The sequence below is a fragment of the Tessaracoccus sp. MC1865 genome, assembly GCF_017815535.1.
Lineage (GTDB): Bacteria > Actinomycetota > Actinomycetes > Propionibacteriales > Propionibacteriaceae > Arachnia.
This window is the reverse complement of sequence record NZ_CP072596.1, coordinates 1,447,709-1,461,155: the sequence shown is the minus strand read 5'-3', so window position 1 is coordinate 1,461,155 and position 13,447 is coordinate 1,447,709. Positions and strand designations below refer to the sequence as shown.

13 protein-coding genes are annotated in these 13,447 nt (G+C 68.6%); 3 read left to right on the top strand and 10 right to left on the bottom strand.

Annotated features, from left to right (window positions below):
- Positions 1 to 53: 53 nt before the first annotated feature.
- On the bottom strand, positions 54 to 317 hold the full coding sequence (gene rpsO / locus J7D54_RS06705; protein WP_182764801.1) for a 30S ribosomal protein S15: 264 nt from the start codon (positions 315 to 317) through the stop codon (positions 54 to 56).
- Positions 318 to 531: 214 nt separating this feature from the next.
- Between rpsO and J7D54_RS06700 the strand changes: the two genes are divergently transcribed.
- Both J7D54_RS06700 and J7D54_RS06695 read left to right on the top strand, forming a co-directional pair.
- On the top strand, positions 532 to 1,011 hold the full coding sequence (locus J7D54_RS06700) for a GNAT family N-acetyltransferase (RefSeq protein WP_182764802.1): 480 nt from the start codon (positions 532 to 534) through the stop codon (positions 1,009 to 1,011).
- A gap of 118 nt (positions 1,012 to 1,129) precedes the next feature.
- A complete protein-coding gene (locus J7D54_RS06695; protein ID WP_182764803.1) occupies positions 1,130 to 1,723 on the top strand; it encodes a TetR/AcrR family transcriptional regulator in 594 nt (197 codons plus the stop codon).
- On the opposite strand, the gene J7D54_RS06690 is transcribed toward J7D54_RS06695, so the two are convergent.
- The 5 genes from J7D54_RS06690 to J7D54_RS06670 form a co-directional block, all read right to left on the bottom strand.
- Positions 1,708 to 2,604, bottom strand: coding sequence for a bifunctional riboflavin kinase/FAD synthetase (locus tag J7D54_RS06690; RefSeq protein ID WP_182764804.1), 897 nt, complete (start codon positions 2,602 to 2,604; stop codon positions 1,708 to 1,710). The genes J7D54_RS06695 and J7D54_RS06690 overlap by 16 nt on opposite strands.
- Before the next feature lie 32 nt (positions 2,605 to 2,636).
- Complete coding sequence (truB, locus tag J7D54_RS06685) at positions 2,637 to 3,515, bottom strand: tRNA pseudouridine(55) synthase TruB (protein WP_182764805.1); 879 nt, start codon at positions 3,513 to 3,515, stop codon at positions 2,637 to 2,639.
- Positions 3,512 to 3,952, bottom strand: a complete 441-nt coding sequence (gene rbfA / locus J7D54_RS06680; RefSeq protein ID WP_076059256.1) for a 30S ribosome-binding factor RbfA — start codon at positions 3,950 to 3,952, stop codon at positions 3,512 to 3,514. The genes truB and rbfA overlap by 4 nt, the downstream gene beginning before the upstream one ends.
- A complete protein-coding gene (gene infB, locus J7D54_RS06675; RefSeq protein ID WP_182764806.1) occupies positions 3,952 to 6,873 on the bottom strand; it encodes a translation initiation factor IF-2 in 2,922 nt (973 codons plus the stop codon). The genes rbfA and infB overlap by 1 nt, the downstream gene beginning before the upstream one ends.
- 179 nt (positions 6,874 to 7,052) lie before the next feature.
- Positions 7,053 to 7,298: a YlxR family protein gene (locus J7D54_RS06670; protein WP_182764807.1), complete on the bottom strand. Its 246-nt coding sequence runs from the start codon at positions 7,296 to 7,298 to the stop codon at positions 7,053 to 7,055.
- Between the two features lie 120 nt (positions 7,299 to 7,418).
- Between J7D54_RS06670 and J7D54_RS06665 the strand changes: the two genes are divergently transcribed.
- Complete coding sequence (locus tag J7D54_RS06665) at positions 7,419 to 8,018, top strand: hypothetical protein (RefSeq protein WP_182764808.1); 600 nt, start codon at positions 7,419 to 7,421, stop codon at positions 8,016 to 8,018.
- 24 nt (positions 8,019 to 8,042) lie between these two features.
- Here J7D54_RS06665 and J7D54_RS06660 read toward each other — a convergent pair whose 3' ends face one another.
- From J7D54_RS06660 to nusA, 4 genes are all read right to left on the bottom strand, one after another.
- On the bottom strand, positions 8,043 to 9,908 hold the full coding sequence (locus J7D54_RS06660) for an LTA synthase family protein (protein ID WP_182764809.1): 1,866 nt from the start codon (positions 9,906 to 9,908) through the stop codon (positions 8,043 to 8,045).
- A gap of 60 nt (positions 9,909 to 9,968) precedes the next feature.
- The gene (locus tag J7D54_RS06655; RefSeq protein ID WP_182764810.1) at positions 9,969 to 11,081 is read right to left on the bottom strand and encodes a hypothetical protein; all 1,113 of its coding nucleotides are present in this window, start codon (positions 11,079 to 11,081) and stop codon (positions 9,969 to 9,971) included.
- Positions 11,082 to 11,172: 91 nt separating this feature from the next.
- Positions 11,173 to 12,321: a resuscitation-promoting factor gene (locus tag J7D54_RS06650; RefSeq protein ID WP_182764811.1), complete on the bottom strand. Its 1,149-nt coding sequence runs from the start codon at positions 12,319 to 12,321 to the stop codon at positions 11,173 to 11,175.
- A 142-nt stretch (positions 12,322 to 12,463) separates the two neighbouring features.
- A complete protein-coding gene (gene nusA, locus J7D54_RS06645) occupies positions 12,464 to 13,447 on the bottom strand; it encodes a transcription termination factor NusA (RefSeq protein ID WP_182764812.1) in 984 nt (327 codons plus the stop codon).

The following is a 13,447-nucleotide window of genomic DNA, read 5'->3' as shown; positions in this document are numbered from 1 at the left end:
GGAGAAAGCAGAAGGGCCGCCAAGCCGATAGCTTGGCGGCCCTTCTGGTGAAATCAGCGACGCAGGCCGAGGCGTGCGATCAGCGCACGGTAGTGCTCGACGTCCTGCTTGGCCACGTAGTTCAGCAGACGGCGGCGCTGGCCAACCATCAGCAACAGGCCACGACGGCTGTGGTGGTCACCCTTGTGGAGCTTGAGGTGCTCGGTGAGGTGAGCGATCCGCTTCGTCAGCAGGGCGATCTGCACGTCGGGCGAACCGGTGTCGCCAGGCGTGGTCGCGTACTCTTCGATGATGTTCTTCTTCGTTTCGGCGTCCATATGGGACTCCTTCCGGTTCGCTGCACGGCGCCCCAGCTGCGGGTGCGTTCGGGGCTCTTACTAGGCCGTGGCCGATCTACGGCAACCGAGCTACCTTAGCACCGCTCCACCGTGGGACACTAATTGTGCGTCCCCCCGCTAACGCAGTCAGGCCCGGTGCGCCGCCCGTTGTCGCGCTAGGGTGGGGGCAGACCACGTTCGCAAAGGAGCCCTCATGGCCATCACCGTACGCCGCGTTGAAGCCGCTGACCTGGAGTACCTGCGTGAGCACCAGGCCCGGCCTGACCTCGGTCTTGTGGATGAACTCTTCCAGGCGCAGGAAGCCGGCAACCTGCTCTTCGCCGTCGCTGTGGAGGAAGACAAGCTGCTCGGTACCGCCGTCCTGGACCTCAAGTCCGAAGAGATCGCCCCTGAGCTGCGCAACATGTGGGTCTACCCGCACGCCCGTCGGCGCGGCGCCGGCCGGGCCCTGAGCGAGTGGCTCGAGGACCAGGCCCGGAAAGCCGGCTACGAGGCCGTGTACCTCGCGGTGGACCCGAACAACGAGAAGGCCGTGCCCCTCTACGTGTCCCTCGAGTACCACCCCACAGGCGAACACCTGTTCGTGGAGGAACACACCGAGCAGCAGGTTGAGGACGGCACCGAGGCCAGCACGCACTACGCCGTCTACAAGAAGTCCTTGACGATGCGCTGAGGCCGACCCCCCTGTGGGGCCACTTCTCCCCTCAACTAGTCTGGCAGCCACCGGCGCACCCCGACGAAGGGCGCCCGGCGCCAGGTTGGTGCTACGACGGATTGGTTGGCAAGGGGATATGGCTCGCCCGAAGGTGCACGACGAGGCACTCGCTGAAGTCCTTCTGGAGAAGGCGACCCGGATCGTCGGGCTCGAGGGTCCAGCCGCGCTGAGCCTGCGTCGCATCACCCAGTCCGCCGGCACCTCGACGTCGGCCATCTACTCGCTCTACGGCTCCCGCGACGCGCTGCTGGACGCTGTGTACGAGCGTGCGATCGAGAGCTTCGTGGCCTCCACCGTCGTCCGGGCCACCGATGACCCACTGGCAGACCTGATGAGCATGGGATGCGCCTACCGGAAATGGGCGCTCGCCCACCCCCAGATGTATCCAGTGATGTTCGGCCGACGACACGGCGACTCCCCGGACGGTATCCGGGAGCGCACCCGCCACGCAGTCGAGCCCCTGCGCTGCTGCGTGCAGCGGTGCCTTGACGCCGGACTGTTCACCGGTGGCGGCGAGGAGATCATCGTCCAGCTGTGGTCCTCGGTGCACGGGTTCGTCACGCTGGAGCTCGACGGGCTCCTGGCCCACTCCCTGATGGGGGACGACGTGGACCTCGATGCGGCCTACGAGACGCTGATGCGGGCCTCGATCTGCTACTGGGGCAACTGAGCCAGCGCTCGACGGGTGGCCTCCACGTCTGCGCCCATCTGCTGCACGAGCGCGTCGATGCCCTCGAAACGCACCTGCCCCCGCAACCGTGCCACGAAATCGACGGCGATCTCAGAGCCGTACAGCTCGAGGTCCGTGCGGTCGAGCACATAGCTCTCCACCCGGTGGTCCGACCCGTCGAAGGTGGGATTGGTGCCCACCGAGATGGCCGCCGGCATGGGCTCCGCACCCGGTTCGTCCAGGACCGTCACCCAACCCGCATACACACCGTCGGCAGGCACCGCCATGTCGTGCGGGACCGTGAGGTTCGCGGTGGGGAAACCCAACTCGCGCCCCCGCTGGTCACCGACGACCACCACGCCTCGGAACCGGAACGGCCGGCCGAGGTGCTGCGCCGCAGCGGCCACATCGCCCTCCGCAAGATGCGAGCGGATGCTGGTGGAGCACGACACCTCGTCGTCGATGGAGGACAGCGGCAGCGGCCGAACCTCGAAGCGGCCCGCCCCCAACTTGGCCAGCGTCTCCACATCGCCCGCGGCCCTGTGCCCGAACCGGAAGTTGGCGCCCACGACGATCCGTACCGGGTGGAGCGGTGCGAGGAAGCGGTCGACGAACTCCGCGGGCGACAGGTTGGCCACCTCCTCGTTGAACTGGATGACCCGCACCTCGTGGGCGCCGGCGTGCTTCAACAGCTCGATGCGGGAGCGCAGGTCGCTCAACAGCTTGGGGGCCTTGTCGGGACGCAGGACCGTGACGGGGTGGGGCCAGAACGTCACGACGATGAGCGGGTGGTCGGCGTCCCGGACGGCTTCGGCGAGCACCTGTTGGTGCCCTGTATGCACGCCGTCGAAGTTACCGATCACCACCACGGATTCAGTCACGGAAGTCTCCACACTGGGTAAATCTGGCACGCTCAGACCAACACCGCAACAGGCCTGGAGCCATCTTCGTCGGGCTGGTACAGCGCCAGGAGTTCCCCGGACGGGGAGATGACGCCGGTGGGGCTGGCAGGCACGGGACGCCGCAGGGGGCGCCCGTAACCCACGTCGGTGGCCTCCTCCTCCGTCAGGTCGATGACGGGGAAGCTGAGCCGGGCGGCGTCCGCCATGCTCATCAGGGCGGGAGGCTCGTCACCGAGCGTCACCGCGTCGTCGAGCGAGTAGCCGCCGATGCGGGTGCGGCGCAGCGCCGTGAGGTGGCCGCCCACCCCCAGCGCCTCCCCCAGGTCCCGGGCGATGGCGCGGATGTAGGTGCCCGATGAGCACTCCACGTCGATGTCGACGTCGAGGAGGGCGCCCACCTGCCGCACCGCCAACAGGTCGAGGCGGGAGACGGTGACCGGCCTGGCGGGCAGGTCCACGGCCTCTCCTGCACGGACGCGGGCATAGGAACGTTTGCCGTCCACCTTGATGGCGGAGACGGCGCTGGGGCGCTGGAGGATGGCACCACGGAGCGGGGCCAGGGCCTCCTGGAGTTGCGCGATGGTGACGGCGGACGCGTCCGCGACCTCCGTGAGGTCGCCGTCGGCGTCATCGGTGTGCGACGACTGCCCCAGCCTCACAGTGGCCAGGTAGCGCTTGTCGTGCAGGGCCAGATGGCCCAGCAGGCGGGTGGCGCGGTTGACCCCGAGGATGAGCACGCCGGTGGCCATGGGATCCAGGGTGCCGGCATGGCCGATCTTGCGGGTACCCAGAAGACGGCGCAACCGGCCGACCACCTGGTGCGAGGTGAGCCCCGACTCTTTGTCGATGATCACCAGGCCCGAGGGGACGGCCGGTTGCGCGTTACTCACTCTTCTTCGTTGTCTTCGTCGTCCCGCGGCTTCCGGTAGGGGTCCGCCTCACCGGCGAACTCCTTCCCGGCCGCCGCAGCAGCTGCTGCGGCGTCGTGGGCCTGGACCTGGGCGAGCAGGTCCTCGATGTGCCGCGCCGTTTCCGGCGTGGCGTCAAGGACGAACTCCAGCGTGGGCGTGAACTTCATGCCCAGCTGCTGACCCATCGTGGAGCGGAGCATGCCCTTGGCAGACTCCAGCGCCGCGGCGCTCCCCGCACGGTCCGCCTCGTCGCCGAGGACGGTGTAGAAGGCGGTGGCCTCCCGGTTGTCGCCGGTCAGCCGCACCTCCGTGATCGTCACGAACCCCAGACGGGGGTCCTTGACGCGGCGGTCGATGGTCGAGGCCAGGATGACCTTGATCTGATCCGCGAGCTTCGCGTTACGGGGTCCGACCATCAGTCACGCTCCACTTCGACCATTTCGAAGGTCTCGATGACGTCACCGATCTTGATGTCGCTGTACGTCAACGTGATACCGCACTCGAAGCCTTCGCGGACCTCGGTGGCATCGTCCTTCTCACGCCGCAGCGAGGCCACGGTCGTCTCGGAGACGACCACGCCGTCACGCAACAGGCGCGCCTTGGCGTTGCGCTTGATGGTGCCGTCGAGGACCATGCAGCCCGCGATGTTGCCGAACTTGGACGAACGGAAGACCTCGCGGATCTCCGCCTGGCCACGCACTTCTTCCTTGTAGATCGGCTTGAGCATGCCCTTGAGCGCTGCTTCGATCTCGTCGATGGCCGAGTAGATCACCGAGTAGAAGCGGATGTCGACGTTCTCGCGATCCGCCATCTGGGCCGCGTGCGGCGTGGGCCGCACGTTGAAGCCGATGATGACGGCCTTGGACGCGGCGGCCAGCGACACGTTGGTCTCGGTGATGGCACCGACACCGCGGTCGATGACGCGCAGCGACACCTCCTCGCCGACCTCGATCCCGCTGAGCGCATCTTCCAGCGCTTCGACGGAACCTGCGCCGTCGCCCTTGAGGATGAGCAGCAGTTCCTGCGTCTCGCCCCTCTCGAGCTGCTCGAACAGCTGGTCCAGCGTCTTGCGACGGCCGGACTTGGCCTGCTGGGCGGCGCGCATGCGGGCCTCACGCTTGTCAGCGATCTGGCGGGCCATGCGGTCGTCGTCGACAACCAGGAAGTTGTCGCCGGCGCCGGGCACCGACGTCAGGCCGAGCACCTGGACGGGCATCGACGGCGGGGCTTCGGTCATCGTCTCGCCCTGGTCGTTGATCAGGGCGCGGACGCGGCCGTGGGCCGAGCCGGCCACGATCGAGTCGCCGATGCGGAGCGTGCCGCGGTGCACCAGGACGGTGGCCACGGGACCGCGACCCTTGTCGAGGTGCGCTTCGATGGCCACACCCTGTGCCGGCATGTCCGGGTTGGCCCGGAGGTCCAGCGCGGCGTCTGCCGTCAGCACGATGGCCTCCAGCAGTTCCGGCAGGCCCTGCATGGTGGCCGCGGACACGTCGACGAACTGGGTGTCGCCGCCGTACTCCTCAGGCACCAGGCCGAACTCGGAGAGCTGGCCACGCACACGTACGGGGTCCGCCGACTCCTTGTCGATCTTGTTGACCGCGACCACGATCGGGACGTCCGCAGCCTGGGCGTGGTTCAACGCCTCGATGGTCTGCGGCATCACGCCGTCGTCAGCTGCCACGACGAGCACCGCGATGTCCGTGGACTTCGCGCCGCGGGCACGCATGGCGGTGAACGCCTCGTGGCCCGGGGTGTCGATGAACGTGATCTTGCGATCAGCGCCGTCGACACCGGTCTCGACCTGGTAGGCGCCGATGGCCTGGGTGATGCCACCCGCTTCGCCGGCGACGACATTGGAGTGCCGCAGCGCGTCCAGCAGGCGCGTCTTACCGTGGTCCACGTGGCCCATGACGGTCACGACCGGCGGGCGGGCCGCCAGGTCGTCCTCGTCGCCGAGATCCTCACCGAACTCGAGATCGAAGCTCTCGAGCAGTTCGCGGTCCTCGTCCTCGGGCGAGACGACCTCGATGTTGTAATCGAGCTCAGCGCCCAACACCTCGAGGGTGTCATCTGAGACCGACTGCGTTGCGGTGACCATCTCGCCCAGGTGGAACAGCACCTGTACGAGCGACGCCGCGTCCACGCCAATCTTCTCGGCGAGGTCCGTCAGGGACGCGCCACGGCGCAGGCGAACGGTCTGGCCGTCGCCCTTCCGGACGCGCACGCCGCCAATTGCCGGCGCCTCCATCTGATCGAACTCTTGCCTACGCTGCTTCCTGGACTTGCGACGGCGACCTGCGCCACCGCCGCCACGACCGAAGGCACCCTGTGTGCCGCCACGGCCACGGCCTGCGCCGCCGCCACGGCCACCACCGGGGCCACCGCCCATGGGGCCCGAACCGAAGGCGGGCGCACCGCCGGCGCCACCGGGACGACCCGGTGCACCAGCGCCGGGACGCCCACGACCACCGCCGGGGCCACCGGCCGGGCGACCGCGGCCGCCTGTGCGGCCGAGCGCCGGGTTGGCCTGCTTGGGCATCATCGCGGGATTCGGCCGCGGTACGCCGGGCAGACCGCCCGTGCCACCGGGACGTGGGACACCCGACGGGAGACCGCCGGTGCCGCCCGGACGGGGCGCGCCACCCTCACGACGCGGAGCGCCGTCAGGACGGGGGCCGCGACGCTGCTGGGTGCCCATGCCCTGGGACGGGGCGAAGGGGTTGTTCCCCGGACGGGGTGCGCCGGGCTTGCGCGGGCCGGGCGAAGGCGCCTGGGGACGCGGGCCGGGAGCGCCGGGCTTGGGAGCCGGGCCCGAAGGACGGGCGGACGGCGCAGCCGGAGCGGCCGGGCGCTTGGGAGCAGCGGGAGCGGGAGCAGCGGAAGCCGCGGGTGCGGCCGGTGCTGAAGGTGCTGCCGGAGCGGAAGGCGCTGCGGGTGCAGCAGGCCTGGGGGCCGCTGCGGGCGGCTTGGGGGCAGCCGCGGGCGGCTTGGGGCCCGGGCGCGGGCCGGCCTGGGGCCGTGCGGACGCCTGGGGCGCCTCGTCGACGGCGGGGGCCGACGTGTCCGGTGCGCCAGGGGTGGCCACCGGAGTGTCAGGGTGTGTCTCGACGACGGGGGCCGGAGCCGCTGCCTTCGGTGCGGGACGGGACTGCTTGGGTTGCGCAGGCGCATCGGTCTTGGCGGTGAATGCTTCCCGGACGCGGCGCACGACTGGTGCTTCCAACGTCGAGGACGGGCCACGGACGTATTCTCCGTTTTCACCCAGCCAGGACAACAGTTCCTTACTGGTCTTACCTATTTCCTTGGCGATCTCGTGGACGCGAGGCTTTGCCACTACTCTCCTTCAAGCGGCCCGACCTCCAAGGCGCGGACCTAGTTGTGTTTGGTCATCGTTGGGTTCTCATCGAGTGGTCATGAGCTTCCAGCCCACCTTCTGGTTGTAGCCCTTCCGGGCGTTTGAACGATGTGGCCGCGCACAGCGCAGGCCGCCCACCATCATAACCTGCCTGACCGTCAGCTTCCACTCCGGAGGATTGCGGAGCGTGCGGCGGGGTCAAGTTGGGCCCCCGGCCCGAACGCGCGACGGATGGCGTGGCGTCGCTCGGCGAGCTCCAGGCAGTGGGAATGGACGTAGGCACCCCGACCGGGAAGGCGGGGCGAGGTGCCGTCGACGACGGTGACGCCCTGCCTGACGAGCCGGACCAACGTCGTCTGATCGTCGACTGCGCGGCACCCGATGCAGGTGCGTTGAGGATTCACCCCGCCAGACTAGCCAAGTTCGCAGCGGCCACCCAGCCGCGGCACAGGCACCCCACAGGAGCGCTCACGAAGCTGGGGGTGTCGGGCAGCACCGCCCGACCCACCGGAAGGAAGCCTCCCATGAACAAGATCATTGCCGGAGTGTCCGCAGCAGCGATGGCTGCGGGACTCGGCCTCGGCGCAGCAACGCTGGCCAATGCTGAGACGACTGAGCCCAGCGCCTCTCCCAGCACCTCTGCCACCGAGAGCACCCAGCCATCGCCGCAGGCGCAGGGGTGGGGCATGGAGGGGCGCGGCAGGCTCGGCGGAGAGCACCGCAGCGGCATGCCGGGCATGGATGTGTCGGCGCTCGCAGAGAAGCTCGGGGTTGACGAGTCCGATCTCGCCGAAGCGATGGCCACAGCCAGGGACGCAGCCCGGCCGTCCGAACCCGCCACCATGCCGGACACGCAGGAAGAGCGCGATGCGCTGCGCGCCGAACACCAGGCCGCGTTCGCGAAGGCGCTGGCCGAAGAACTGGGCTTGGAGGAGGCGAGCGTCACCGAAGCCCTCACCGAGCTGCGCGAGGAACGCCAGGCCGTGCGGGCCGCCGAGGACAAGGAGGTGGTGGACAAGGCCGTCACCGACGGCGAGCTGACGCAGTCTGAGGCCGACGCCGTCCAGAAGGCCATCGACGCCGGGATCGTCGGGGTCCATGGTCACGGCGGCCCCCGTCGCTGACCCGCTGCCCGGGTGCGCCGGAGGTCACTCCTCCGGCGCGTACCAGCGTTCGACGTCGAGGTACCAGCCCACGGCCAACTCACGGCCGCGCTCCATCCAGTCGGCATCGGTCTGGGTCACCAGATCGGTGAGTTCCCCCGGGTCCTCGGCGACGTTGAACACCTCGTCGCGGCGATCCCCGAAGTGGTGGATCAGCTTGCGGTCGCCGTCGAGCACCGCGGTGCAGCGCCCCCGGACCCAGCAGCTCACGATGACCGGCCCCTGCGACTCCCCGCTGTACAACGAGGGCCGGTACTCGACGTCACTGACCAGGTCGAAGCCAAGCGCGTCGACGGCGGTGGGCATCAGGGCGAGCTGGTTGGCCGGCCCTTCGATCAGTTCCGGCGCCCGACGGGGGTCGTGCACCAGCATGGGCACCCGGATGCCCTCTTCGTAGATGGTGTTGTCGTGCTGGTAGAGCTGGTGCTCGCCGAAGCCTTCGCCGTGGTCACCGGAGATCACGAACACCGTGTCCTCGTAGAGTCCAAGTTCCTTGAAGAGGTCGATCACGTGGCCGACGAAGCGGTCCTGCAGGTGCACGGCGTTGAGGTACTTGTTCATCAGCGGGCGGTCCACGAAGTCGATCAGTTCGTAGCCCGGCACGTTGTAGTCGTGGTGCGCGGTCACCGTCAGCATGCCCAGCATGAACGGCCCGTCCTGCCTCGTGAGCCAGCGGCGCACCGGCTCCAGCATGATGTCGTCCTCGTAGCCGAAGTAGTTGGCCTTGCTGAAGCCGGTCTTGTCCATCCCGTCCACCGGGGTGAACTTCTGGAAGCCCAGGTTCGCAGCGGTGCCGCGGCGCCGCTCGAAGTGTTCCGTGGCCGACTGGAAGAAGGCGGTGTTGTAGCCCTCATCGGCCAGCAGTTCAGGCAGGCAGCGCTGCGGCAGCCCGCCCTCGTCGGCCTCGGTGTTGCGGTTGTCCGGCGGTGGCGCCATTCCACAGTGGATGGAGACCAACGACTTCGACGTGTGGGGCAGGACGGTGTAGCCCCGCTCCGGACGCACACTCTGCTCAGCGAGGGCGTCGAGCACCGGGGTCACCGGCTGGCGTGTCTCCGGCAGGGCGGAGGTGGCCCGCTGGGATTCGAGGGTGATGACCACCACGTTGCGGTGCCGCTCCCCCGGCCGTGGCACCAACCGGGTGCTCGCGGGATCACCCAGGGGCGCCCCTGAGGCTAAGGCCTCCGGGTAGGCGGCCGCCTGCTTGATGGGTGAGACGGCCAACTGCACAGCCGGGGACAGCGCGAACGAGGCCGACGCGGTTGGCGCCGTCCACGTCGCGGCGATGAGCAGCAGCACCGCGCCGGCCAGGCCCACCCGTCGGGTGACGGGGGTGGCCTCGCCCTTGAAGAGGCGCGCGAACACCTTCCCCAGGAGCAGCGGGGCGACCAGAGACCACAGCACGACGCCGACCAGGAGTCCGATGAACGTGGCGTCGACCTGCGATCCGAGGAGCCCAGAGAGGGCCTCGGCCTCACGGACCGCCAGCGCGATCTGGGCCGGCGTCAGGGGGTTTCCGGTGCGCAGGGCATAGGAGTGGTTGACGACCATGAAGACGCCGATGGCCGCGGTGAGCACCTGGGCCAGCACGACGGCGGCGGAGCGCAGCCGGGGCCGGCGGAGGTACAGGAGTGCGACGGCCCACAGCACACACCAGAAGAGGCCGAACGCGACATCGGAGGACAATTTCGTCGCCCTCTCCGCGAGCCCGGCGCTGGGGTAGAACCGGTCGATCCGAACCACCTTCAGCCAGACCCCGAGCACCGCGAACGGAGCCATGAGGACGGCCAACCGTCCCCATGGCCAACGTTCAGCAGGTGAACGCGGAGTGGACTCAGAGTCGACAGTCATGGAAGGAGCAATGCTACTTGCCTGCCGGTATCACTCCAAAGCGCCGTTCACGGGGCCCTCTCAGTATCTGAAAATGGCCCGCACCGGGGGTGCCGCCGGATCCTCGCTGACCGCCAGGGACCCCGAATTGCGCAAGGTGTGCGCGATCACGACATCCACTTCATCGACGACCAGGCGGGGCTGCCCGTCCGGCGCCGCACTCGGGCGGCGGAGCAGCAGAGTGTCCACCCTGCCCTCCTGCGCGGCGGTGGCGATGCTGGCCAGGTCCTCGGAGGCTCTGCCCGTACCCACCAGTTCGTTGTAGCGGTCAGCCAACTGGGCGTCGTCCTCGCGCAACGCGCGCTCCGCGATGGGCCAGGCCCGTTCGTGCAGTTCCTGGGCGCTCAACCTGTCCGGGTTGCCGGTCACCATCTCGTCGACGATGTTCCTGCGCCCGCTGATGGAGCGGAAGGTGGCGCCGTGTTCCGCGACGCCGGCCAGGACCAGCGGGCGGGTGGCGCCCCGGCCCAGCACCTCGTCGACGGCGGTGGAGATGTCGCGGAAGAGCCGCTCGAGGTCCACAGCGGCCACGTCCCTGTCTCCACCGTGCCCGTGGAAGTTGGCCATGTCGCCGCCGCGGCTCTGCGCGGAGCTCTGGAGCTGGACCTGGTGGTCGCGGCCGATGAAGACCTCGTCGACCGCCGTCGGCGTGTCTTCGCCGAGCGACAGTTCCCCGATGGAATTGCGCGTTCCCTCGAACAGTCGCACACGGTTGGCGGACAGCGCCAGCACGTCGAAGGAACCGCCCACCGCCGACAGCACACCCACGAGGGGTGCGAGCCTGGGATGGTCGCCCACACAGACCTCCTCGCGCAACGCCAGCGGCAGGCGGAAGGTGCGCATCAGCCCTGGTGCGGCGTACACCGCCAGCCCGTCCGACTGGTGGAGCCAGAATTCACGGTCTGCGACGAGGTCACGCAGGGCGGGCAACACCTCGCCCACCCTGTCCCTCGCGGCGAGCTCGCCCTCCGCCAGTTTCAGCATGTTCTCGTACTGGGACCTGGCGGCGAGTGTCTCGCGGCCGGTGCGCTGCGTGGGAAGCAGGAGGCTGACCCACGGCCCTGCGGTGATGGTCGCCTGGGCGAGGAACTCCTCGTCGACGATGTCGAGGTTGGGTAGTGTCCGTTCGGTCATGGGCCTTACCTTTCGTTGGGGTCCGGTTCCGTAGACACTCAACCCTACCGAGCAGGCAGGACGCTGTGAACAGATCGTGAGTGAATCACGATCAGGGCTTGCAGCCCCAGGGCTGGAGGCCGCGCTGGTCGTACAGACGGTTGGCCACGGTGATCTGCTCCTCGCGGGTGGCCTGGTGGGGGTAGGCCGCGAAGTCCGTGCCGCCGACGCTGCGCCAGGTCTGCAGGTTGAACTGCAGACCGCCGTAGTAGCCGTTGCCGGTGTTGATGTTCCAACGGTTGGTGGACTCGCAGCGCGCGATCGTGTCCCACATGGAGGAGCGGCGCAGGTCGAGGCCGGAGCCTCCCGAGGACGCCGACTCGGACCTCTCAGCGGGGGCCGCCTCGGGTTCCGGCGCCGGAGGGGGCGGCACCTTGGTGCCGACGGTGGTCACCTGGTTCACCGGCGCCTTGACCACCTCGGTTGAGACGAGCGCCGACGACTTCAGCACGCCGTCCTCGTAGACATTGGTGTAGGTCTCGAGGTTCTCGCCGACGACCCCCTTGGTGGTGACTTCCTTCTCACCCTTGAGCATCTTGCTGGATTCGGTGGTGGTTTTCTCGAACGCCACCGCGACCTTCTTGGTGGACGGCTTGACGTCGACCCTGACGAACACGACGCTCATGCCGTCTTCGAGGGCGGTCTCGGGGCTGGGGGTCACCTTGTCGTCGGCGTCCGGGGTGACGCCGACCTCGGCCAACGCGTCGGCGACAGTGCCGGCCAGGCGCACGGGCTGGGCAACCCCGGCGACGGTGACCGTCAGGTCACGGGCGGTGAGGATGTCGACAGAGAGGCCCTCGCGGCCGATGGCCGCGGAACGGGAGGCGGAGAGCTTGGAATCTGCGGCGTCGAGGCGCAGCATCTTCAGCGCATCCCCCACGTTTTTCGCGGTGGTCCAGACCTCGCGTTGTTCGCCGTCAATGGTGACGTCGAGCGGACGCGCGTAGGCGATGCTGATCTCGAGGCCGTCGACGACGGTGGTCTCCAGCGCCGGCAGGACGACGTCGTGGGGCCCGGGCTCGATGCCCTCGAGCTCGAGGACCTTCGCGACCGTGTTCTCGCGGACCGCGATGGTCTTGGCCACGCCGTCGACCACCATGGTGACGTCGTCCTTGTCCAGCGCGCTGGCAACGCCCACGCCACCGACGAGTGCCAAGGCGCTGACGCCTGCGATGACCGGGGTCCAGATCTTCTTCGCCATCTGTTCGAACAGTCCTCTGATCGGGGATCGCTGGATTCCCAGCGAGAACAGACTAACCCCTGCCTGAGAGGATTCCAAAAGAACTCTGAGAATCTCTCAGCCAGGGGCCGGGGCTGTTCCCCCACGAGGGAGGAGCGATGGGTCAGGCGGTGACGTCCGGCTGGATGTCGATGCGCCAGCCGGTGAGACGCGCCGCGAGGCGGGCGTTCTGACCCTCACGGCCGATGGCCAGCGACAACTGGTAGTCGGGCACGATCGCCCGGCAGGCCCTGGCCTGCTCGTCGACCACCGTCACCGACAGCACCTTCGCGGGCGAGAGCGCGGCGGCCACGAACTCGGTGGGGTCGTCGGAGTAGTCGACGATGTCGATCTTCTCCTCCCCCAACTCGTTCGTCACGGCGCGGACCCGCTGGCCCATGGGGCCGATGAACGCGCCCTTGGCGGACACGTTGGGGTCCAGCGACCGCACGGCGATCTTGGTGCGGTGACCGGCTTCGCGGGCGACCTCGCAGATCTCGACGACGCCCTGCCCCAGTTCCGGCACCTCGAGCGCGAACAACTTGCGGACCAGGTGCGGGTGGGTGCGCGAGACGATCACCTGCGGGCCGCGGAGTTCGCGTCGGACGCTCACCACGTAGACGCGCAGCCTGCGGCCGTGGCTGTAGTCCTCACCCGGAACCTGCTCGGCCAGCGGCATGAGCGCCTCGAACTTGTCCTGGTCACCCTTGCTGATCAGCACGCGGACAGCCTTGGAGTCGCGGTCCTGCTGCACGACGCCGACGATGACATCGCCCTCGGTGGCCGAGAAGTGACCGAACTTCTGCTCGTCCTCCGCCTCGCGGATCCGCTGGAAGATCACCTGTCGGGCGGTCGCGGCGGCGATGCGGCCGAAGTCCTCCGGCGTGTCGTCGAAGTAGCCGATGATCTCGTCGTCGTCATTGAATTCGGGGGCCAGCACGGCGGCCTTGCCCGTCTTCCGGTTGATCTCGACCTTCACGCCGCGCAGTGCGTTGGGGGTTTTGCTGTACGCGTTGAGGAGCGCGTCCTCGAGCGTCTTGAGCAGATACTCGCGATCGATCCCACGCTCGCGCTCAATGAGTGTCAGTGAAGCCAGATCGACATCCAT

Coding starts and splice junctions, on each gene's coding strand:
- rpsO (WP_182764801.1), bottom strand. CDS start 317: ATGGACGCCGAAACGAAGAAGAACATCATCGAAGAGTACGCGACCACG.
- J7D54_RS06700 (WP_182764802.1), top strand. CDS start 532: ATGGCCATCACCGTACGCCGCGTTGAAGCCGCTGACCTGGAGTACCTG.
- J7D54_RS06695 (WP_182764803.1), top strand. CDS start 1,130: ATGGCTCGCCCGAAGGTGCACGACGAGGCACTCGCTGAAGTCCTTCTG.
- rbfA (WP_076059256.1), bottom strand. CDS start 3,952: ATGGTCGGACCCCGTAACGCGAAGCTCGCGGATCAGATCAAGGTCATC.
- J7D54_RS06665 (WP_182764808.1), top strand. CDS start 7,419: ATGAACAAGATCATTGCCGGAGTGTCCGCAGCAGCGATGGCTGCGGGA.
- J7D54_RS06660 (WP_182764809.1), bottom strand. CDS start 9,908: ATGACTGTCGACTCTGAGTCCACTCCGCGTTCACCTGCTGAACGTTGG.
- J7D54_RS06655 (WP_182764810.1), bottom strand. CDS start 11,081: ATGACCGAACGGACACTACCCAACCTCGACATCGTCGACGAGGAGTTC.
- J7D54_RS06650 (WP_182764811.1), bottom strand. CDS start 12,321: ATGGCGAAGAAGATCTGGACCCCGGTCATCGCAGGCGTCAGCGCCTTG.
- nusA (WP_182764812.1), bottom strand. CDS start 13,447: ATGGATGTCGATCTGGCTTCACTGACACTCATTGAGCGCGAGCGTGGG.